This window comes from Streptomyces yerevanensis (genome assembly GCF_000716805.1).
Taxonomy (GTDB): Bacteria; Actinomycetota; Actinomycetes; order Streptomycetales; family Streptomycetaceae; genus Streptomyces; species Streptomyces flaveus.
In genome coordinates this window covers 26,734-46,131 of the sequence record NZ_JNWJ01000036.1, presented here as the reverse complement: position 1 = coordinate 46,131, position 19,398 = coordinate 26,734, and the positions used below count along the sequence as shown (strand labels likewise).

Sequence of the window (19,398 nt, the reverse complement as noted above, 5' to 3'; positions counted from 1 at the left end):
CGGCAACTGACCACAGAGGACGATCATCGATGAGTGACAACAGCCTGCGGCTGGTGTGGATCTACCCGGACCTGCTGAGCACGTACGGCGACCAGGGCAACGCCCTCGTGGTGGAGCGCCGGGCCCGGCAGCGCGGCCTGGACGTGGCCCGGCTCGACGTACGCAGCGACCAGCCGATCCCCACCTCCGGTGACATCTACCTGATCGGCGGCGGCGAGGACCGGCCGCAGCGGCTCGCGGCCGAGCGGCTGCGCCGCGACGGCGGTCTGTATCGCGCGGTCGGTAACGGCGCGATCGTCTTCTCCGTGTGCGCCGGCTACCAGATCCTCGGCCACGAGTTCATCAACGACCTCGGGCAGCGCGAGCCGGGCCTCGGCCTGCTCGATGTGATCTCCACGCGCGGCGAGGGCGAGCGCTGCGTCGGTGACGTACTCGGGGACATCGACGCACCCCTCGGCCTGCCGCAGCTGACGGGCTTCGAGAACCACCAGGGCATCACCCATCTCGGCCCCACCGCGCGCCCGTTCGCGCAGGTCAGGCTCGGGAAGGGCAACGGCACGGGCGACGGCACGGAGGGCGCGTACAACGACACGGTCTTCGGGACGTACATGCACGGGCCCGTGCTCGCCCGCAACCCACTGATCGCGGACCTGCTGCTCAAGCTCGCGCTGGACGTCAACGCGCTGCCGCCGATCGACGACCGGTGGTACGAGGCGCTGCGCGCCGAGCGCATCTCCGCCGCTCAGCAGCCTGCCTGAGACACTCGAGACACACGCAGCCCACAACCCGCCCGAGACTTGGCACACAGCCCTTCTGGCAGCCCCTCCGCTCACCTGTGCGGGGGCGTCCAGCAGGCGGACGCACGATGCGGAACCGCCCCCTGCCGCCGGTAGGCTGGCCGGGTCCAACCGGACAGCGCGGTCCGGTACCCGGCCCACGTTGAGAAGGTATTTCGGGCTATGCGCATTGGTGTCCTCACGTCCGGCGGCGACTGCCCCGGCCTGAACGCCGTCATCCGGTCCGTCGTACACCGCGCCGTCGTCGACCACGGCGACGAGGTCATCGGCTTCCGGGACGGCTGGAAGGGCCTTCTGGAGTGCGACTACCTCAAGCTCGACCTCGACGCGGTGAGCGGAATCCTGGCTCGCGGCGGCACCATCCTCGGCTCCTCCCGCGTCCAGCCCGCGCATCTGCGGGACGGCGTGGAGCGTGCCAGGGGACATCTCGAGGAGCTCGGGCTCGACGCGATCATCCCGATCGGCGGTGAGGGCACGCTCAAGGCGGCCCGCCTCCTGTCGGACGGCGGCCTGCCGATCGTCGGCGTGCCGAAGACCATCGACAACGACATCGCGGTCACGGACGTCACCTTCGGCTTCGACACCGCCGTCGGTGTCGCGACCGAGGCCCTCGACCGTCTGAAGACCACCGCCGAATCCCACCAGCGCGTGCTGATCGTGGAGGTCATGGGCCGCCACACCGGCTGGATCGCGCTGCACTCGGGCATGGCGGCCGGCGCGCACGCGATCGTCGTGCCGGAGCGCCCCTTCGACATCGAGGAGCTGACCGCCAAGGTCGGCGAACGCTTCTCGGCGGGCAAGAAGTTCGCCATCGTCGTGGCCGCGGAGGGCGCGAAGCCTCGCGAGGGCACGATGGAGTACGACGAGGGCCGCAAGGACGTCTACGGGCACGAGCGCTTCGCGGGCATCGCCCGCCAGCTCTCCCTGGAGCTGGAGCACCGCCTCGGCAAGGAGGCCCGTCCGGTGATCCTCGGGCACGTCCAGCGTGGCGGCACCCCGACCGCGTACGACCGCGTCCTCGCGACCCGGTTCGGCTGGCACGCGGTGGAGGCGGTGCACCGTGGCGAGTTCGGCAGGATGACGGCGCTGCGCGGCACCGACATCGCGATGGTGCCGCTCTCGGAGGCGGTCGAGACGCTGAAGACGGTGCCGGACGAGCGGTACGCCGAAGCGGAGTGCGTCCTTTGATTCGTACGTAACCAGAGCCGCCCCCGGTCGCGACCGTGACCGGGGGCGGTTCTAGTCTGGGTGCGGACAGACAGCGCACAACCATCCCCCAGTGCCTTAAGGGCCTGGGAGGTGCCCCCAGAATCAGGAGCCGGCGGATGGATCACAGCGGGCACGGCACGACCATGGATCTGCCGCCGTTCACGCTGGGACGAGGCCTCGAGTGGTCCGCGGACCCGTTCTTCCTCGTCGCCTGCCTGGTGGGGCTCGCCCTGTATGGGTGGGGTGTCGTGCGGCTGGTGCGGCGCGGTGACAAGTGGCCGGTCGGGCGGACCGTGGCGTTCGTCGTCGGCGTACTGACCGTCCTGCTCGTGATGTGCACCGGGCTCAATGACTACGGCATGGTCATGTTCAGCGTGCACATGGTGCAGCACATGGTGATCAGCATGCTGACGCCGATCCTGATCCTGCTCGGTGCGCCGATCACGCTGGCGCTACGGGCGCTGCCGGTGGCTTCCCGCCGGGGCGACAAGGGGCCGCGTGAGCTGCTGCTGGCGCTGCTGCACAGCCGGTTCATGCGGATGATCTCGCACCCGGCGTTCACGATTCCGCTGTTCATCGCGAGCCTGTACGCGTTGTACTTCACTCCCCTCTTCGACTTCCTGATGGGTTCGAAGACGGGCCACACCGTGATGATGTGCCACTTCCTCGCCGTCGGCCTCGCCTTCTTCTGGCCGATCATGGGCGTGGATCCCGGTCCGCACCGGCCCGGCTATCTGCTGCGGATGCTGGAGCTGTTCGCTGGCATGCCGTTCCACGCGTTCTTCGGCATCGCGCTGATGATGGCGTCCGGCCCGATGGTCGAGACGTACAAGAACCCTCCCGCGTCGCTCGGCATCGACGCCCTCTCCGACCAGAACGCGGCGGGCGGCATCGCCTGGGCGTTCAGCGAGATCCCGTCCGTACTGGTGCTGCTCGCGCTGCTCTTCCAGTGGTACCGCTCCGAACAGCGGCAGGCCCGGCGCAGCGACCGGGCCGCGGACCGCGACGGGGACAAGGAGCTGGAGGCGTACAACGCCTATCTGGCCTCCCTCAACGCACGCACACGCTGAGGCATCTCAGTGCGACTACGGCCCGAGCTGCCACGAAGCGGCGGCCCGGGCCGGGGAGAGCGGCTGGAAACCGGCACCCATTTCGTCGTATGCCCCGTGAAAAGGCAGGACGGGGGCACCATGGAGAGGGACGAACCATGAGGAGGGTGTTGCGATGCCCGGTTCTACGAAGACCATGGGGGTGCTCACCGTTGGCGGCCTGGTAGTGGTCACGGCCTACACGGTGGCGCTCGGCAGCAATGGCTGGCTGTGGTTCGGCTGGGTCGTGCTCGGCCTGATCACCCTGGCGATGGTGGCCTCACGCAGCACCTGATGCACTCCGCGCCTCCTCCCCGGACAGCCGGTCCAACCCGTCCGACCGGTCCGGGGAGCTCTCATTCGCGGGACAGCCGTCCCGCCGAGTGCACGCCGGGCTGGTATTTGGGCAGCCTGGCGGTGATTTTCATGCCGGCGCCGAGGGCGGTCTCGATGACGAGGCCGTAGTCGTCTCCGTAGACCTGGCGCAGCCGGTCGTCGACGTTCGACAGGCCGATGCCGCCCGAGGGGCTGATTTCGCCTGCCAGGATGCGGCGCAGCCAGTCGGGATCCATGCCGGGACCGTCGTCCTCGATGACGACGAGGGCCTCGGCTCCGGCGTCCTGTGCGGTGATGCTGATGTGGCTCTTGTCGACCTGGCCGGTGCCGCCCTCCAGTCCGTGTTTCACGGCGTTCTCGACGAGGGGTTGCAGACACAGGAAGGGCAGGGTCACCGGGAGTACTTCGGGGGCGATCTGCAGGGTGACCGAGAGGCGGTCCCCGAAGCGGGCCCTGACCAGGGTCAAGTAGTGGTCGATGGCATGGAGTTCGTCGGCGAGCGTGGTGAAGTCGCCGTGCCTGCGGAACGAGTAGCGGGTGAAGTCGGCGAATTCCAGCAGGAGTTCGCGGGCACGCTCGGGGTCGGTGCGGACGAACGAGGCGATCACGGCGAGCGAGTTGAAGATGAAGTGCGGGGAGATCTGGGCGCGCAGGGCCTTGATCTCGGCCTCGATCAGCCGCGTACGGGACTGGTCGAGGTCGGCGAGCTCCAGCTGGACCGAGACCCAGCGGGCGACCTCTCCGGTGGCCCTGACCAGGACGGCGGACTCGCGGGGCGCGCAGGCGACGAGCGCGCCGTGTACGCGGTCGTCGACGGTGAGCGGGGCGACGACGGCCCAGCGCACCGGGCAGTCCGGTTCGACGCAGTCGAGGCGGAAGGCCTCGCCGCGGCCGTTCTCCAGCGGGCCGGCGAGCCGGTCCATGATCTGCGTCTTGTGGTGCTCTCCGATGCCCTCCCAGGCCAGGACCGAGTCCTGGTCGGTGAGGCAGAGCGCGTCGGTGCCGAGCAGGGTACGCAGCCGCCCCGCCGACTTGCGGGCCGTCTCCTCGGTCAGGCCCGCCCGCAGCGGCGGTGCGGCGAGCGAGGCGGTGTGCAGGGTCTCGAAGGTGGCGTGCTCGACGGGGGTGCCGAGTCCGCCGAGGCTCCGTGGGCGCGTGGTGCGCCTGCCGAGCCAGAAACCGGCCGCCAGCAGCGGGAGTGCGGCCACGCAGAGCCCGGCCAGGAAACCGCTCATGTCTCCACCACCCAGCTCATGCCTCTACTTCCTTGGCTTCCTTGGCTTCCTTCGCTTCCTTCGCGCTCACGGCCGTTCGCACCTGTCCGCCCGACAACTGCTCCGGCAGATGGAAGCGGGCGAGGATCGCGGCCGTGCCCGCCGGTACCCGCCCGGGCGTGGCCAGCGACACCAGCACCATGGTGAGGAAGCCCAGCGGGACGGACCACAGCGCGGGCCAGGCGAGGAGCGCGTGCAGCGAGCCCGTGCCCGGGAAGCCCGCCATGGTCGCGGCGACCGCGAGCAGCGCCGAGCCGCCGCCGACCAGCATCCCGGCCGCCGCGCCGGGCGGGGTGAGCCGGCGCCACCAGATGCCGAGGACGAGGAGCGGGCAGAACGACGAAGCGGAGACGGCGAAGGCGAGCCCCACAGCGTCCGCGACGGGCAGCCCGCCCACGATCATGCTCGCCGCCAGCGGCACGCTCATCGCGAGCGCCGTGCCCAGCCGGAAGTGCCGTACCCCGCGTGGCGGAAGCACATCCTGGGTGATCACGCCCGCCACCGCCATGGTCAGCCCGGACGCCGTGGACAGGAACGCGGCGAAGGCCCCGCCCGCCACCAGCGCGCCCAGCAGGTCCCCGCCGAGTCCGCCGATCACCCGGTCGGGCAGCAGCAGTACGGCGGCGTCGGCGTCCCCGGTGAGGGTGAGCTCGGGGGCGTACAGGCGGCCCAGTGCGCCGTAGACGGGCGGCAGCAGGTAGAAGGCGCCGATCAGGCCGAGTACGACGACGGTGGTGCGGCGGGCGGCGACGCCGTTCGGGCTGGTGTAGAAGCGGACGACCACGTGCGGCAGGCCCATGGTGCCGAGGAAGGTGGCGAGGATCAGTCCGTACGTGGCGTACAGCGGGCGTTCCTCGCGGCCCTCGGCGAGCGAGGTGGACATGCCGCCGTTGCTGCCGCGGTCGGCGACGGGGACGTGGTCGCCCTTGGTGAAGCCGAGCCGGGTGCCCTGTTCGATGCGGTGGACGCCCTCGGAGAGCCGTACCTTCTCGTCCTCGTACCGCTCGCCGTCCACCGTGCCCGTCGCCGTGACGTTCAGCGGTGCGGCGAGCTTCAGGTCGAGGCCGCTGTCGACGCGGACGACGCGGTGTTCGCGGAAGGTCGCCGGTTCGTCGAAGGCGTTCCGTGGCGATCCGTCGCCCTGCCAGGCGAGGACGAGGAACAGTGCGGGGACGAGCAGGGCGGTGAGTTTCAGCCAGTACTGGAAGGCCTGCACAAACGTGATGCTGCGCATGCCGCCGGCGGCGACGGTCGCGACCACGACGACGGCGACGATGATTCCGCCGAGGGATTTTGGGGCCCCGGTCAGCACGTTCAACGTCAGTCCGGCGCCCTGCAGCTGCGGCAGCAGGTACAGCCAGCCGACCCCGACGACGAAGGCACCGGCCAGCCGCCGCACCGACTGGGAGGCGAGCCGTGCCTCCGCGAAGTCGGGCAGCGTGTAGGCGCCGGAGCGGCGCAGCGGGGCCGCCACGAAGAGCAGCAGGACGAGATAGCCCGCCGTGTAGCCGACGGGGTACCACAGCATGTCGGGGCCCTGGACGAGGACGAGGCCCGCTATGCCGAGGAACGAGGCGGCGGACAGGTACTCGCCGCTGATGGCCGCCGCGTTCAGCCGGGGGCCGACGGTGCGCGAGGCGACGTAGAAGTCCGAGGTGGTGCGTGAGATGCGTAGGCCGAAGGCGCCGACGAAGACGGTCGCGACGACGACGAGGGCGACTGCGGGAACGGCGTAGTTCTCGTTCACGGCTCAGCGGTCCTCGTCCGGGTTCATGGGGCTACGGCTCAACGGTCCTCGACGAGGCGGACGAAGTCCCTCTCGTTGCGGTCGGCCCGGCGTACGTACCAGCGGGCGAGCAGCACCAGCGGCGGGTAGACGCAGAAGCCGAGGACGATCCATTCGAGGTTCGTGCTGTCGTTCATGAAGGTGAACACCAGCGGCAGCGGGCCCACGAGCAGCACGAGCACGGCGAACACCGTGAGTGCGGCGCGCAGCTGGCTGCGGATGAGCGAGCGGACGTAGGTGTGGCCGAGAGTCGTCTGCTCGTCGATCTCGGTGCGGGGGCGGTAGCCGTTCAGCCTGCGGGTGCGGCGGGGCGGCCCCGTGACGACCACGCGGCGATCGGCCGGATCCTGTGCCACGGGAGGCCTCCTCAGCTCGCGGTCCGGCGCATCAGCAGCTCGCGCAGTTCGCGGGCGTGTCTGCGGCTGACCTGCAGTTCGACGGGGCCGACCAGGACGCTTACGGTACCCGCGTCAAGGCGGAGCTCGCTGATGTGGCCGAGGGCGACGAGATGGCGCCGGTGGATGCGCACGAAGCCGCGTGAGCGCCAGCGTTCCTCCAGCGTGGACAGCGGGATACGCAACAGATGGCTGCCCTGCGCGGTGTGCAGCCGTGCGTAGTCGCCCTGGGCCTCGACATGGGTGATGTCCTCGACGGCCACGAAACGGGTGACCCCGCCCAGCTCGACCGGGATGTGGTCCGGGTCGGGCTCGTGCACGGGGATCAGCGGAGCCGCCTCCTTCAGCTCGGCGGCCCGGCGGACGGCCTCGGCCAGCCGTTCCCGGCGTACCGGCTTCAGGACGTAGTCGACCGCCTTGAGGTCGAAGGCCTGCACCGCGAAGCCCTCGTGGGCGGTGACGAACACGACGAGCGGAGGTTTGGCGAGTCCGGCGAGCAGCCGCGCCATGTCCAGTCCGTCGAGCCCGGGCATCTGGATGTCGAGGAAGATCACGTCGATCGCGTCCTCGCCGTCGGGACCGCACTCCAGGGCGCGGTTGATCCGGCGCAATGCCTCGGTCGCGTCGCTCGCGCCCTCGACGCTCTTCACACGTGGATCGGCCTGGAGCAGATAGAGCAGCTCTTCGAGGGACGGCGGTTCGTCGTCGACGGCGAGGGCGCGCAGCATGATGCTGGAGTCTAGGAGCAATCCGGACGTCTGCACATTGTGCGAGACGGGCCTGTGACCTCTGGGCCCCCGGAGCCGTGGGGTGTGGCCGTCACCGCTGGATACAGTGCGCGCATGAGCCCCAAGTCCGCGCCATTCGACGAGCTCGACCGCAAGATCGTCACGGCCCTGATGGCGAACGCCCGCACCAGCTTCGCCGTGATCGGCGAGGCGGTCGGCCTGTCGGCCACCGCGGTCAAGCGCCGTGTGGACCGGATGCGCGAGACCGGTGTGGTCACCGGGTTCACGGCCACGGTGAAGCCGGACGCGCTCGGCTGGCGTACGGAGGCGTATGTGGAGGTGTACTGCGAGGGCGCCGCCCCGCCGCGGCGGCTGGCGGAGGTGGTGCGCAACCATCCGGAGATCACCGCCGCGATGACGGTGACCGGGGGCGCGGACGCGCTGCTGCATGTACGGGCCCGGGACGTGGACCACTTCGAGGAGGTGCTCGAGCGAATCCGTACGGAGCCGTTCATCCGCAAGACGATCAGTTACATGGTCCTCTCGCATCTGCTCCCGGAGAGCCCGGAGGCGGGCGCGAACCAGCCCGCACCGGCCCCGGAGGAGTGAGCGGCCCGACTCGCGCACCGATCATGCGCGGAACCTCCTCAATACGCAGCATTCCTGCGCCGACGCGCAATTGTCGGTGCTTGTCGTCCCTCTCTCCCGCTTCCTACCGTTGACTCACCGCCAGTTGTCACCTCGTCACCGCAGGAAGCGGAGGAACCCCTCTGTGCCCATCAGCCGTGTGTCGCGCCCGAAGCACTTTCTGGTCTGCGAACCCAGACACTTCGCCGTGCAGTACGCCATCAACCCCTGGATGCATGAGGACGCACAGGTCGACGTCGACCTGGCCCGAGGCCAGTGGGCGGAGCTGATCCGCGCCTACCGCGCCCACGGCCACACCGTCGACAGCGTCGAGCCGGTCGCCGGTCTCCCGGACATGGTCTTCGCGGCGAACTCCGCGCTGGTCGTCCAGGGCCGGGTCTTCGGCTCGCTCTTCCACGCGCCGCAGCGGCGGCCTGAATCGACCGCGTACGAGACCTGGTTCAAGAACGCGGGCTTCGACGTCCAGCACCCCGAGTCGGTGTGCGAGGGCGAGGGCGATCTCGTCCCGGTGGGCCCGTACATCCTGGCCGGCACCGGCTTTCGTACGACGCCCGAGGCGCACCGCGAGGTGCAGGAGTTCTTCGGCGTCCCGACGATCGGCCTGCAGCTGGTGGACCCGTACTTCTACCACATGGACACCGCGCTGTTCGTCCTCGACGACGGAGGCGACGGCCCCGAGGCGAACATCGCCTACTACCCCGAGGCCTTCTCCCCGGGAAGCCGCGAGGTGCTCGGGCGGCTGTTCCCTGACGCGGTGATCGCCACGCGCCAGGACGCGATGGCGTTCGGGCTCAACTCCGTCTCGGACGGCCGCCATGTCTTCATCTCGCCCCGCGCCGAGGCCCTCTCCGACCAGCTGACCCGCCACGGCTACGTTCCCGTCCCCGTCGACCTGTCGGAGCTCCACAAGGCCGGCGGCGGCATCAAGTGCTGCACTCAGGAGATCCGTTCATGACCGCTCCCGCGCGTACGCGTACCTCCGCAGACCTGATCCGCGCCGAGGAGCCCGTCCTCGCGCACAACTACCACCCGCTGCCCGTGGTCGTCGCACGCGCCGAGGGCGTCTGGGTCGAGGACGTCGAGGGCCGCCGCTACCTCGACATGCTGGCCGGCTACTCGGCCCTCAACTTCGGCCACCGCCACCCGGCGCTGATCGAGGCCGCGCACCGCCAGCTCGACCAGCTGACGCTCACCTCGCGCGCCTTCCACAACGACAAGCTCGCCCGATTCGCCGAGTCCCTGGCGGAGTTGACCGGCCTGGACATGGTGCTGCCGATGAACACGGGCGCCGAGGCCGTGGAGAGCGGCATCAAGGTCGCCCGCAAATGGGCGTACGAGGTGAAGGGCGTCCCCGCGGACCAGGCGACCATCGTGGTGGCCGCCGACAACTTCCACGGCCGTACGACCACCATCGTCAGCTTCTCCACCGACGAGAGCGCCCGCGCGGGCTTCGGCCCGTTCACGCCCGGCTTCCGCATCGTCCCGTACAACGATCTCGCCGCGCTCGAGGCGGCGGTCGACGAGACGACGGCGGCCGTCCTCATCGAGCCGATCCAGGGCGAGGCGGGCGTCGTCATCCCGGACGACGGCTACCTCACCGGCGTACGCGAACTGACCCGGCGGGCCGGGTGCCTGTTCATCGCGGACGAGATCCAGTCGGGCCTCGGCCGTACGGGCCGCACACTGGCCGTCGAGCACGAGGCGGTCGTCCCGGACATGCTGCTGCTCGGCAAGGCGCTCGGCGGCGGCATCGTCCCCGTCTCCGCGGTCGTCGCGTCCCGCGAGGTGCTCGGGGTACTGCGGCCCGGCGAGCACGGGTCGACGTTCGGCGGCAATCCGCTGGCCGCGGCGGTGGGTTCCGCGGTCGTCGAGCTGCTCGAGACCGGTGAATTCCAGTGCAGGGCCACCGAGTTGGGTGCGACCCTGCGCGAGGGTCTGGCCGCTCTCGAGGGCAGGGGCGTACGCGGCTTCCGTGCGCGTGGTCTGTGGGCGGGCGTCGACATCGACCCTGCCATCGGCACCGGCCGAGAGATCAGCGAACGCCTCATGCGCGAGGGAATTCTCGTCAAGGACACCCACGGCTCGACGATCCGCCTCGCACCGCCGCTGACCATCACCGACGGGGAACTCCGTGCGGCTCTTGGGACACTGGAGAAGGTTCTGGCAGAAGGGGCCTGAGTGACTGGGGCCGGAACCAGGAACTGCTTTATCCTTTACGGTGATTGGTTCCGGCCAGGCGGGCTAGATTGTGCACTGTCCCAGTCAGTGATGAGCGAAAAGAGCCATAGGGATGTCCGATCTCTCGACACCAGGCACCCAGGGCACGATGCGGAATCCCAAGCTCAAGACCAATGTGTCGCACTCCGCGCGCATCTGGAACTACTGGCTGGGCGGCAGGGACAACTACCAGATCGATCAACAGGTCGGCGATCACATCCTGTCCTTCGTGCCGGAACTTTCCCGCTCGGCCGTCGCGGACCGGCAGTTCCTGGCGCGCTCCGTGCGGTTTCTTGCCGGTGAGGCGGGAATCCAGCAGTTCTTGGACATCGGCACGGGCCTGCCGATCGTCGACAACACCCACGAAGTGGCCCAACGCGTCGACCCCGGCTGCCGGATCGTCTATGTGGACAACGACCCCATCGTGCTGAGCCACGCCCGCGCCCTGCTCACCAGCACGCCGGAGGGTGCCACCGACTACATCGACGCCGACGTCCACGCCCCCGAATCGATTCTCCAGGGCGCCGCCCGGACACTGGACTTCAGCCGGCCCGTGGGGATCACGATGCTGGGCATCCTCAATTTCGTCATGGACAACGACGAGGCCCGCTCCATCGTGCGGCGGCTCATGGACGCCGTGCCCTCCGGCAGCCACCTGGTCGTCTCCCACCCGACCACGGAGGTCGACGGCCTGGCGATGGCTCAGGCGGTCCACTACTGGAACGCCCAGGGATCGGCGCCGATGACGCTGCGTACCCGCGAAGAACTCCTGGGCCTTTTCGACGGGCTGGATCTCCTCGAGCCGGGAGTCGTCTCCTGCCCGCGCTGGCGACCGGACTGCCCGCAGGAAGAGACCGTCGAGGTGACCCACTTCTGCGGAGTCGCCCGAAAGCCGTAGCGGACCCGGTTGACACTATGTCCCACCCGGTTAACACAGGCCCGCGCCTGCACATACACTGGCGTCTCTCCCGCGTACCTATTGACCTGCTAGAACACGGCGGTTGAGCCGATCCGGCGGAGTGAGGAGCGACAACCCCATGTTCTACTACGTGCTCAAGTACGTGATCCTGGGACCATTGCTGAGACTGGTCTTCCGTCCCAAGATCGAAGGGCTCGAGCACGTACCGGAGTCGGGCGCGGCCATTGTCGCCGGTAATCATCTGTCGTTCTCGGACCATTTCCTGATGCCCGCGATCCTCAAGCGGCGGATCACGTTCCTGGCGAAGGCGGAGTACTTCACGGGCCCCGGTATCAAGGGCCGTCTGACGGCCTACTTCTTCCGCAGCGCCGGGCAGATCCCGGTGGACCGCTCCGGCAAGGAAGCAGGTCAGGCGGCCATCCGCGAAGGGCTCGGCGTGCTGAGCAAGGACGAGCTCCTCGGCATCTATCCGGAGGGCACGCGCTCGCACGACGGCCGCCTCTACAAGGGAAAGGTCGGCGTCGCGGTCATGGCCCTCAAGGCCCAGGTCCCCGTCATTCCCTGCGCGATGATCGGCACCTTCGAGGCCCAGCCGCCCGGAAAGAAGATCCCGAACATCCACCCCGTGGTGATCCGCTTCGGCAAGCCCCTCGACTTCTCCCGCTACGCCGGCATGGAGAACGAGAAGGCGATCCTGCGCGCCATCACCGACGAGATCATGTACGCCATCCTCACCCTCTCCGAGCAGGAGTACGTCGACCAGTACGCGGCTGTCGTCAAGGCCGAGGAAGCCGAGAAGAAGGCGGCTGAGAAGGGGCGCAAGTTCCCGCGTATGCCGCTGAGTTGAGACTGAGAGCACGAGGAGGGGGCGGCCGGGGTTCCGGCCGCCCCCTCCTCGTGTCTGTCGTGCTTACGGACTACGGCGTGGGCGTGGCGTGCGGGGCGCACGTCACGTCGGCCGCGTCGACCTTGCCGGTGAGCAGGTAGGCGTCCACCCGCTCGTTGATGCAGGGGTTGGCGAGCCCGGTGACGCCGTGCGAGCCCGCGTTCTTCTCGGTGATCAGACGGGAGCCCTTGAACCGCTTGTGCAGCTCGACGGCGCCCTCGTACGGAGTGGCGGCGTCACGCGTGGCCTGCACGATCAGCACGGGCGGCAGGCCCTTGCCGGTCTTCACGTTCGGCGGGGTCTGCTGCTTGGCCGGCCAGGTGGCGCAGGGCAGGTTCAGCCAGGCGTTGGCCCACGTCATGAACGGGTAGTTCTTGTGCAGCTCGGTGTTGTCGCGGTCCCACTTCTTCCAGCTGGTGGGCCACTTGGCGTCGGTGCACTCGACGGCGGTGTAGACGGCGTTGCCGTTCTCCGAGGCGGCGTTGCCCGCGGTGTCCGTCAGGTCCGGAGCGGCGGCGTCGACGAGCGCCTGGGTGTCACCGGCGACGTACTTGCTCCACACCTGGGCGGTGGGCGCCCACGCGGAGTCGTAGTACGGAGCGCTCTGGAAGAAACCGACGAGCTCGGCAGGACCGACGAGTCCGCCGATCGGGTTCTTCTTGGCCGTGGCGCGCAACTTCAGCCACTGGGCCTGGACTTCGGCCCGCGTGTCGCCCAGGTGGTAGGTCGCGTCGTTCTTGGCGACCCAGTCCTGCCAGTCCTTCCAGCGCATCTCGAAGGCGACGTCCTGGTCGAGGTTGGCCTCGTACCAGATCTTCTCGCGCGACGGGTTGACGACGCTGTCGGCGACCATGCGGCGCACATGGGTCGGGAACATCGTGCCGTAGACGGCGGCGATGTACGTGCCGTACGAGACGCCGAGGAAGTTGAGCTTCTTCTCGCCGAGGGCGGCCCGGATGACGTCCAGGTCGCGCGCGGTGTTGGGCGTCGTCATGTGCGGCAGCATCTCGCCGCTGCGCTCGGCACAGCCGGCCGCGTACTCGGCGGCGAGCTTGCGCTGGGCGCGCTTGTCGGCCTCGGAGTCCGGCACCGGGTCCATCTTCGGCGCCTTCACGAACTCCTGAGGATCGGCGCAGGAGATGGGCGCCGAGTGCCCGACACCACGCGGGTCGAAGCCCACGAAGTCGTACGCCTTCGCCGTGTTGACCCACAGCGGGGCCTTGGTGGTGACCCGGCGCGGGAAGCGCAGGCCCGAGCCACCGGGGCCGCCGGGGTTGTAGATGAGGGCACCCTGGCGCTCCGCCTTGGTGCCCGTGTTGCCGATGCGGTCGACGGCGAGCTTGATCTGCTTGCCGTTCGGCTTGGCGTAGTCGAGCGGCACCGTGACCCAGCCGCACTGAATGGGCTTCTCAAGTCCCCAGTCGGCCGGACAGTCCTGCCAGTTGACGCCTGCCTTGGCGGCACGTGCCGCCGCGATCGCGGTGCCACGTGCCTCGCGGTCCTGACCGTGGCGGGTGTCCGCACTGGCGGACGGCGCCGCGACAGCGCCTGCTATCAGTGTCGCCGTGACGAACACTCCGGCCGAGCCGAGTGCTGCCGCCTTCTTCTTCGGCGGTCTCATACCCGTCAAGTGGGCCTCCCCGTACGTAGTTGTGGTCGTACGGGATCTTTCCGCCTGTGACCTCCCTGAGAACAGGGGTGACTTGGCTTCTTTGCCAATCCGATAACCGGTACATGCCTGCTCGTTGAGCGGATACGTCCGTTACTGGCCGAGTTTCTGACCGAGTGTGAGCAGGGCGTCGTCGAGGGTTCGGCGCAGGCGCAGTGCATCCGGGGCGAGTGCGGTCACGAGGACACCGGGGCCGGCGAGCGGGGTGAGCGCGGCGTGCTCACCCAGTAGCCGCGGGCCGACCGGCGCCTCGGCGAACTCTGGCCGCACGACGACGAGTTGCCCCACCGCGCGATGTCCCGCCAGCACCGCCGGACCGTCCCAGCCACCGGGTGCGCCGGGCCCGCAGGACAGTTCCTGGTCGAGCAGCGGACGCCCGCCGATACGGACGGTGAGACGGCTGGTGAGACGGCCGGGCTCCTCGTTGGCACGCCCGAGCACCTGTTCCTCACGCAGCACCAGCCGGGCACCCGTCGCGAGGTCGACGTGTGTGGTGACGTACAGATCACTGCCGTTCGCGGAGATCAACTGCTCGGGCAGCCAGCGCAGTTCGGCGTCCTGGTCGACGGTGAGGCGTACGTCGTAACGCGCCTCGCCCTTGGCCTGCCCCGGCAGGGCGATGGTGGCGGCGGCGGACCCGATGTGCAGCTCGGCGCCCTCGGCGACCGCCGCCTCGACGGTGAAGTGGTCGCCGCCCAGCGGACCGCTCATCGCCCCGACGAGCATCACGCGCGCCTCGGAGCCGCTCGCCCGTACGCGGCGCAGCGCGAGCGGACCCTCGCCGGCCAGGGTCGGCAACGCGGTGCCGCCCCGGCCGTCGGAGCGGGCGGTGATGCGTGCGGTGGCCCGTACCCCCGCTGCGCCGCCCGTCATGCCGTCCACGCAGCGAGCTGCCCCCGCACCCAGTCGGCGACGTCCGCGACCCCGCGCTCGGCCCTCAAGGACTGGAAGACGACCGGCAGTTCGCCCCGCTGAGCCTTCGCGTCGGCGGCCATCCGACCGAGGTCGGAGCCGACGAACGGCGCGAGATCCGTCTTGTTTACGACCAGCAGATCAGCTGTGGTGACACCGGGCCCGCCCTTGCGCGGAATGTCATCACCACCGGCCACGTCGATCACAAAGATCTGCGCATCGACAAGCCCCTTGGAGAAGGTCGCGGTGAGGTTGTCGCCTCCCGACTCGACGAGAACGAGATCCAACGGCCCGACCTCGTCCTCCAGATCCTCGACGGCTTCGAGGTTCGCGGAAATGTCGTCCCGGATCGCGGTGTGCGGGCATGCCCCCGTCTCGACGGCGGTGATCCGCTCGGGCGGCAACACAGCCTCGCGGAGGAGGAATTCGGCGTCTTCGCGGGTGTAGATGTCGTTGGTGACGACGGCGAGGGAGAGTTCGTCGCGAAGCTCTTGGCAGAGGGCGGCGACGGTGGCGGTCTTGCCGGAGCCTACGGGGCCGCCGAGTCCGATACGGAGGGCACGGCGGGCGCCGTCGGGGCGGTGCGCGTCGGCGCTTACGGCTCCGCCGTCGTGGGAGTGGTCGAGGTGCATGCGGGTTGCTCCTGTGGCTTTCGTGTCGGTCGGTGGTTGTTGTGCTGCCGCCGGGTCCGCGGCGGGGTTGTTTCGCCCCCTCCTACGACGCGAACAACCGAACCGCCCACGCGGCATGCACCTCCGCACTGATCTCCAGCAGCGGCGCGGAAGCCGCAGGCAGCGCGTCGACGCCCTCCTCCACGGCACAACGCGCCGCTTCGGCCGCCCGGTCGGCGACGCGGTCGAGGTCCGGGGCCAGGCGAGCCAACACCCCGGTGGCGTCGAAGGGGTCAAGACTCAGCAACCGCACCGTCGCGGAGGCAGCCCCACTGACACTCTCGTACGCGGAGCAGTACGCGGCATCCACCGCCCCCAGCCCCGCAGCCCGAGCAGCGACCCCCAGCACAACCGGCTGATGAGCCCCCTTGGGAAACTCCCGCGCCAGCGCGTCGAGCTCGGCCGACGGCCACGTGGCCCGAGCCGCCCGCATCAACTGCCGCCCGAGCTTCCGCGCGGCGACCCGCAGCGCGACCGACGGCGTACGGGCGTCCGCGCCCGCGTCGAGCACCACCGGATCAACCCCGAGCGCGGCCGCCGCGGCCAACGAGGCCGACACCAGTCCCGCCGTGTTCAACCGCCCGCGGCAGAACTCCTCCAGACTCTCCGCCCCAGTGATCCGCCCGGCCTTGACGGCAGCCTCGGCCCCGCCGGAGTGCGCGTGCCCACCGGCGGGAAAGCGGCCATCGGCCAGAACGAGAAGCGCGGCTCGCGACATGGTGACGCGTCCTTAGAAGAGGAAGTACCGCTGAGCCATGGGCAGTTCAGCAGCAGGCGTGGCCTCGACGAGTTCCCCGTCGATGTGCACGGCGAAGCTGTCCGGATCGACCCGCACCTGGGGCCGCGCATCGTTCTCCCGCATGTCCGCCTTGGTCACCCCCCGCGTCGACTCGATCGCCACGAACCGCTTCCCGAGCCCGAGCCGCTCCGGCAGCCCGCCCTCGATCGCGAGCGGCGCCACGAAGTTGAACGAGTTCGAAGCGGGCGCCCGCCCGATCGCCCCGAACATCGGCCGCGGCAGGATCGGCTGCGGCGTCGGAATGGACGCGTTGGCGTCGCCCATCTGCGCGTACGCGATCTGCCCGCCCTTGACGACAAGCTGCGGCTTGACGCCGAAGAAGGCGGGCTCCCACAGCACGAGGTCGGCGAGCTTGCCGGTCTCGACGGAACCGATCTCGCGGGCGAGCCCCTGCGCGAGGGCCGGGTTGATCGTGTACTTGGCGACATAGCGACGTACGCGGTGATTGTCGGCGCGCCCGTCACCGGGCAGCGCACCCCGCCGACGCTTCATCACATGCGCGGTCTGCCAGGTCCGCATGATGACCTCGCCCACCCGACCCATGGCCTGGGAATCGGACGAGATGATCGAGATGGCACCGAGGTCGTGCAGGATGTCCTCGGCCCCGATGGTGGAGGGCCGGATCCGGGACTCGGCGAACGCCAGGTCCTCGGGCACGGACGGGTTGAGGTGGTGGCACACCATCAGCATGTCGAGGTGTTCCTCGGCGGTGTTGACGGTGTACGGCCGGGTCGGGTTGGTGGAGCTGGGCAGGACGTGCGGCTCGGAGACCACGGTCATGATGTCCGGCGCGTGCCCGCCACCCGCGCCCTCCGTGTGGTACGCGTGGATGCCGCGCCCTGCGATCGCGGCGAGTGTGTCGCCCACGAAGCCCGCTTCGTTCAGGGTGTCCGTGTGGATCGCCACCTGGATGCCCGTCCGGTCGGCGACCGTCAGCGCGGCATCGATGGCCGCGGGCGTCGAGCCCCAGTCCTCGTGGATCTTCAGGCCCAGCGCGCCCCCTCGGATCTGCGAGAGCATCGCCTCGTGCGAGACGGTGTTGCCCTTGCCGAGCAGCCCGAAGTTGAGCGGGTACTCCTCCATCGCCTCCAGCATCCGCGCCAGATGCCAGGGACCGGGCGTGACGGTGGTGGCCTTCGAGCCCTCTGCCGGACCGGTGCCGCCGCCGACGAGGGTCGTAATGCCCGAGGCCAGTGCCTCATCGGCGATCTGCGGACAGATCAGATGGACGTGCGCATCGATGGCACCGGCCGTCAGGATGCGGCCGTTACCCGCGATGATCTCGGTCTCGGGGCCGATCACCAGATCCGGGTGCACCCCGTCCATGGTGTCCGGGTTGCCCGCCTTGCCGATGCCGGTGATCCGGCCGTCGCGGATGCCGACGTCGGCCTTGACGATGCCCCAGTGGTCGATGATCACGGCGCCGGTGATGACGGTGTCCGGGGTGCCGTCTGCGCGCGTAGCACGCGACTGGCCCATGGACTCGCGGATGACCTTGCCGCCGCCGAACACCGCCTCGTCACCGGCGAGTCCGGGCCCGCCTGAACGATCCTCCTCGATCTCGATCAGCAGATCGGTGTCGGCGAGCCTGATCCGGTCGCCGGTCGTGGGGCCGAACAGATCGGCGTACGCGGCACGCGAGAGCTCAGCCATCGAGGGCACCTCCGGTCTCACCGCGCAGTCCGGGCACCACACGGGCGCCGGCGAGCGGAACGAGTTCGACGTCTACGGGGATCCCGGGCTCGAAGCGCACGGCGGTACCGGCGGCGACGTTCAGCCGCTTGCCGCGCGCGGCGGCGCGATCGAAGTCCAGACCGGGGTTGGCCTCGGCGAAGTGGTAGTGGGAGCCGACCTGGACGGGCCGGTCGGCAGCGTTGAGGACGGTGAGACGGGTGACCTCGCGGCCTTCGTTGAAGGCGACGGGCCCGTCGGCGAACAGGAACTCTCCGGGAATCATGGTGGCCGCTCCCCCGTCAGACGATCGGGTCGTGGACGGTGACGAGCTTGGTGCCGTCCGGGAAGGTGGCCTCCACCTGGACGTCGTGGATCATCTCGGGGATGCCCTCCATGACGTCCTCGCGGGTGAGGATCTTGCGCCCGGAGTTCATGAGTTCGGCCACGGTACGGCCGTCACGCGCGCCTTCGAGGATGTGCGACGTGATGAGCGCGACGGCTTCGGGATGGTTCAGTTTCAGTCCGCGGGCCCGGCGCTTCTCGGCCACGTCGGCGGCCACATGAATGAGCAGCCTCTCCTGCTCGTGCGGGGTCAGTTGCACGGCGTCCCACCTCACAGTCCTCGCTCCGGACCGTGCGGGGTCCGGTTTCCGCAGCCGCCGGGCAAAATCCCAGGTGGCGTGGAGGCGCAGGCTAATTGGGCGGCGTTTCAGCGAAGTTAACCAGCCCTCGGCCGACTCAGGTACGCGTGTCGGGGTTCCCCATGCTCATCAGGCCCCGCAGCCCCTCCTGCAACACCTCCACGGGCGCGGTGCCGAAGATCGCCATCTGCGCCACGAAGCCCTGGGCCGTCGCGATCATGGTCCGGGCGACGCTTTCGGCCGGTACGTCGTCCCGCATCATCCCCGCGTCCTGATAGCCCTGGACGACTTTCACCCAGGCCCCCCGCACGCTGCTGTAGCCGTCGTGGATCACGGCCGAGAGCTCTTTGTTGCGCAGGACCTCCGTCCAGACCTGAATGATCAGCCGGGGGTACACGGACTCCCCGTTGTGGACCATCCCGGACCTCCCTCCGAGGACTGAGCCCATGACGCGCCCCACCAGCTCGTCGGGCGGCGGGGGCGGGCTCTGCCGGGCGGCGGCCTCGAAGCCTTCGCGAATCTCCCCCAGCACCTCGGTGACGATCGCACTGATCAGCTCGTCCTTGCCGCTGAAGTAGCGGTAGACGGCGCCCGCCGAGAGATCCACTTCCTTCAGCACGTCCTGCATGGACGTGGCGTGGAAGCCGTTGCGGGCGAAGCAGAGGGCCGCACCGTCGAGGATCTGACGGCGACGGGCGTCGAGGTGTTCCTGAGTTACGCGGGCCATGGGCAGGAACGTAAAACGAATA

At 69.5% G+C, this 19,398-nt stretch carries 21 protein-coding genes; 9 read left to right on the top strand and 12 right to left on the bottom strand.

Translation table 11 applies throughout. The features are described 5' to 3' along the window. Nucleotides 1-29: 29 nt before the first annotated feature. From OP79_RS31340 to OP79_RS54275, 4 genes are all read left to right on the top strand, one after another. Complete coding sequence (locus tag OP79_RS31340) at nt 30-758, top strand: type 1 glutamine amidotransferase (protein WP_033325011.1); 729 nt, start codon at nt 30-32, stop codon at nt 756-758. A gap of 201 nt (nt 759-959) precedes the next feature. Next, entirely contained in the window at nt 960-1,985 is a 1,026-nt protein-coding gene (locus OP79_RS31335) for a 6-phosphofructokinase (RefSeq protein WP_033325009.1), read from the top strand. A gap of 137 nt (nt 1,986-2,122) precedes the next feature. Further along, nucleotides 2,123-3,076 carry a cytochrome c oxidase assembly protein gene (locus OP79_RS31330; protein WP_033325008.1) on the top strand — a complete coding sequence of 318 codons (954 nt, stop codon included), beginning with the start codon at nt 2,123-2,125 and terminating at the stop codon, nt 3,074-3,076. 154 nt (nt 3,077-3,230) lie between these two features. Continuing rightward, nucleotides 3,231-3,389 carry a hypothetical protein gene (locus OP79_RS54275; protein WP_033325007.1) on the top strand — a complete coding sequence of 53 codons (159 nt, stop codon included), beginning with the start codon at nt 3,231-3,233 and terminating at the stop codon, nt 3,387-3,389. A gap of 61 nt (nt 3,390-3,450) precedes the next feature. On the opposite strand, the gene OP79_RS31320 is transcribed toward OP79_RS54275, so the two are convergent. Genes OP79_RS31320 through OP79_RS31305 form a run of 4 tightly spaced genes read right to left on the bottom strand, consistent with a single transcriptional unit; the run spans nt 3,451 to nt 7,613 of the window. Continuing rightward, on the bottom strand, nt 3,451-4,665 hold the full coding sequence (locus OP79_RS31320; protein WP_033325006.1) for a sensor histidine kinase: 1,215 nt from the start codon (nt 4,663-4,665) through the stop codon (nt 3,451-3,453). A 16-nt stretch (nt 4,666-4,681) separates the two neighbouring features. Continuing rightward, complete coding sequence (locus tag OP79_RS31315; protein WP_033325005.1) at nt 4,682-6,451, bottom strand: sodium/solute symporter; 1,770 nt, start codon at nt 6,449-6,451, stop codon at nt 4,682-4,684. 38 nt (nt 6,452-6,489) lie between these two features. Then, the gene (locus OP79_RS31310) at nt 6,490-6,846 is read right to left on the bottom strand and encodes a hypothetical protein (protein WP_033325004.1); all 357 of its coding nucleotides are present in this window, start codon (nt 6,844-6,846) and stop codon (nt 6,490-6,492) included. An 11-nt stretch (nt 6,847-6,857) separates the two neighbouring features. Continuing rightward, the gene (locus tag OP79_RS31305; RefSeq protein WP_033325002.1) at nt 6,858-7,613 is read right to left on the bottom strand and encodes a LytR/AlgR family response regulator transcription factor; all 756 of its coding nucleotides are present in this window, start codon (nt 7,611-7,613) and stop codon (nt 6,858-6,860) included. 114 nt (nt 7,614-7,727) lie between these two features. Between OP79_RS31305 and OP79_RS31300 the strand changes: the two genes are divergently transcribed. From OP79_RS31300 to OP79_RS31280, 5 genes are all read left to right on the top strand, one after another. Continuing rightward, nucleotides 7,728-8,222: an Lrp/AsnC family transcriptional regulator gene (locus OP79_RS31300; RefSeq protein WP_033325001.1), complete on the top strand. Its 495-nt coding sequence runs from the start codon at nt 7,728-7,730 to the stop codon at nt 8,220-8,222. Nucleotides 8,223-8,385: 163 nt separating this feature from the next. Beyond that, on the top strand, nt 8,386-9,216 hold the full coding sequence (gene ddaH / locus OP79_RS31295) for a dimethylargininase (protein ID WP_033325000.1): 831 nt from the start codon (nt 8,386-8,388) through the stop codon (nt 9,214-9,216). Next, a complete protein-coding gene (gene rocD, locus OP79_RS31290; protein WP_033324999.1) occupies nt 9,213-10,439 on the top strand; it encodes an ornithine--oxo-acid transaminase in 1,227 nt (408 codons plus the stop codon). Before ddaH ends, rocD begins: the two co-directional genes overlap by 4 nt. A gap of 112 nt (nt 10,440-10,551) precedes the next feature. Continuing rightward, a complete protein-coding gene (locus OP79_RS31285) occupies nt 10,552-11,376 on the top strand; it encodes an SAM-dependent methyltransferase (RefSeq protein ID WP_033324998.1) in 825 nt (274 codons plus the stop codon). Between the two features lie 139 nt (nt 11,377-11,515). Further along, complete coding sequence (locus tag OP79_RS31280) at nt 11,516-12,244, top strand: lysophospholipid acyltransferase family protein (protein WP_033324996.1); 729 nt, start codon at nt 11,516-11,518, stop codon at nt 12,242-12,244. 70 nt (nt 12,245-12,314) lie between these two features. Here OP79_RS31280 and OP79_RS31275 read toward each other — a convergent pair whose 3' ends face one another. The 8 genes from OP79_RS31275 to OP79_RS31240 all read right to left on the bottom strand — a co-directional run bounded on the left by OP79_RS31275 (nt 12,315) and on the right by OP79_RS31240 (nt 19,376). Next, nucleotides 12,315-13,904 carry an alpha/beta hydrolase gene (locus tag OP79_RS31275; RefSeq protein ID WP_033324995.1) on the bottom strand — a complete coding sequence of 530 codons (1,590 nt, stop codon included), beginning with the start codon at nt 13,902-13,904 and terminating at the stop codon, nt 12,315-12,317. Between the two features lie 141 nt (nt 13,905-14,045). Beyond that, nucleotides 14,046-14,825 (bottom strand): urease accessory protein UreD, encoded by a 780-nt coding sequence (locus OP79_RS31270; protein ID WP_051745068.1) that lies wholly within the window; start codon nt 14,823-14,825, stop codon nt 14,046-14,048. Further along, entirely contained in the window at nt 14,822-15,496 is a 675-nt protein-coding gene (ureG, locus tag OP79_RS31265; RefSeq protein ID WP_033324991.1) for an urease accessory protein UreG, read from the bottom strand. The genes OP79_RS31270 and ureG overlap by 4 nt, the downstream gene beginning before the upstream one ends. 82 nt (nt 15,497-15,578) lie before the next feature. Further along, nucleotides 15,579-16,253 (bottom strand): urease accessory protein UreF, encoded by a 675-nt coding sequence (locus OP79_RS31260; RefSeq protein WP_033324990.1) that lies wholly within the window; start codon nt 16,251-16,253, stop codon nt 15,579-15,581. A gap of 12 nt (nt 16,254-16,265) precedes the next feature. Then, nucleotides 16,266-17,987, bottom strand: coding sequence for an urease subunit alpha (locus OP79_RS31255; RefSeq protein ID WP_033324989.1), 1,722 nt, complete (start codon nt 17,985-17,987; stop codon nt 16,266-16,268). Then, nucleotides 17,980-18,291 (bottom strand): urease subunit beta, encoded by a 312-nt coding sequence (locus tag OP79_RS31250; protein WP_033324988.1) that lies wholly within the window; start codon nt 18,289-18,291, stop codon nt 17,980-17,982. Before OP79_RS31250 ends, OP79_RS31255 begins: the two co-directional genes overlap by 8 nt. Nucleotides 18,292-18,307: 16 nt before the next feature. After that, the gene (locus tag OP79_RS31245) at nt 18,308-18,610 is read right to left on the bottom strand and encodes an urease subunit gamma (RefSeq protein ID WP_033325080.1); all 303 of its coding nucleotides are present in this window, start codon (nt 18,608-18,610) and stop codon (nt 18,308-18,310) included. A gap of 136 nt (nt 18,611-18,746) precedes the next feature. After that, entirely contained in the window at nt 18,747-19,376 is a 630-nt protein-coding gene (locus OP79_RS31240) for a TetR/AcrR family transcriptional regulator (protein WP_033324986.1), read from the bottom strand. Nucleotides 19,377-19,398 lie beyond the last annotated feature (22 nt).

Bases quoted from the DNA above. Each gene is read 5' to 3' on its own strand.
- OP79_RS31340 (WP_033325011.1), top strand. From the start codon at position 30: ATGAGTGACAACAGCCTGCGGCTGGTGTGGATCTACCCGGACCTGCTG.
- OP79_RS31335 (WP_033325009.1), top strand. From the start codon at position 960: ATGCGCATTGGTGTCCTCACGTCCGGCGGCGACTGCCCCGGCCTGAAC.
- OP79_RS31330 (WP_033325008.1), top strand. From the start codon at position 2,123: ATGGATCACAGCGGGCACGGCACGACCATGGATCTGCCGCCGTTCACG.
- OP79_RS54275 (WP_033325007.1), top strand. From the start codon at position 3,231: ATGCCCGGTTCTACGAAGACCATGGGGGTGCTCACCGTTGGCGGCCTG.
- OP79_RS31320 (WP_033325006.1), bottom strand. From the start codon at position 4,665: ATGAGCGGTTTCCTGGCCGGGCTCTGCGTGGCCGCACTCCCGCTGCTG.
- OP79_RS31305 (WP_033325002.1), bottom strand. From the start codon at position 7,613: ATGCTGCGCGCCCTCGCCGTCGACGACGAACCGCCGTCCCTCGAAGAG.
- OP79_RS31300 (WP_033325001.1), top strand. From the start codon at position 7,728: ATGAGCCCCAAGTCCGCGCCATTCGACGAGCTCGACCGCAAGATCGTC.
- rocD (WP_033324999.1), top strand. From the start codon at position 9,213: ATGACCGCTCCCGCGCGTACGCGTACCTCCGCAGACCTGATCCGCGCC.
- OP79_RS31285 (WP_033324998.1), top strand. From the start codon at position 10,552: ATGTCCGATCTCTCGACACCAGGCACCCAGGGCACGATGCGGAATCCC.
- OP79_RS31280 (WP_033324996.1), top strand. From the start codon at position 11,516: ATGTTCTACTACGTGCTCAAGTACGTGATCCTGGGACCATTGCTGAGA.
- OP79_RS31275 (WP_033324995.1), bottom strand. From the start codon at position 13,904: ATGAGACCGCCGAAGAAGAAGGCGGCAGCACTCGGCTCGGCCGGAGTG.
- OP79_RS31270 (WP_051745068.1), bottom strand. From the start codon at position 14,825: ATGACGGGCGGCGCAGCGGGGGTACGGGCCACCGCACGCATCACCGCC.
- ureG (WP_033324991.1), bottom strand. From the start codon at position 15,496: ATGCACCTCGACCACTCCCACGACGGCGGAGCCGTAAGCGCCGACGCG.
- OP79_RS31260 (WP_033324990.1), bottom strand. From the start codon at position 16,253: ATGTCGCGAGCCGCGCTTCTCGTTCTGGCCGATGGCCGCTTTCCCGCC.
- OP79_RS31255 (WP_033324989.1), bottom strand. From the start codon at position 17,987: ATGGCTGAGCTCTCGCGTGCCGCGTACGCCGATCTGTTCGGCCCCACG.
- OP79_RS31250 (WP_033324988.1), bottom strand. From the start codon at position 18,291: ATGATTCCCGGAGAGTTCCTGTTCGCCGACGGGCCCGTCGCCTTCAAC.
- OP79_RS31240 (WP_033324986.1), bottom strand. From the start codon at position 19,376: ATGGCCCGCGTAACTCAGGAACACCTCGACGCCCGTCGCCGTCAGATC.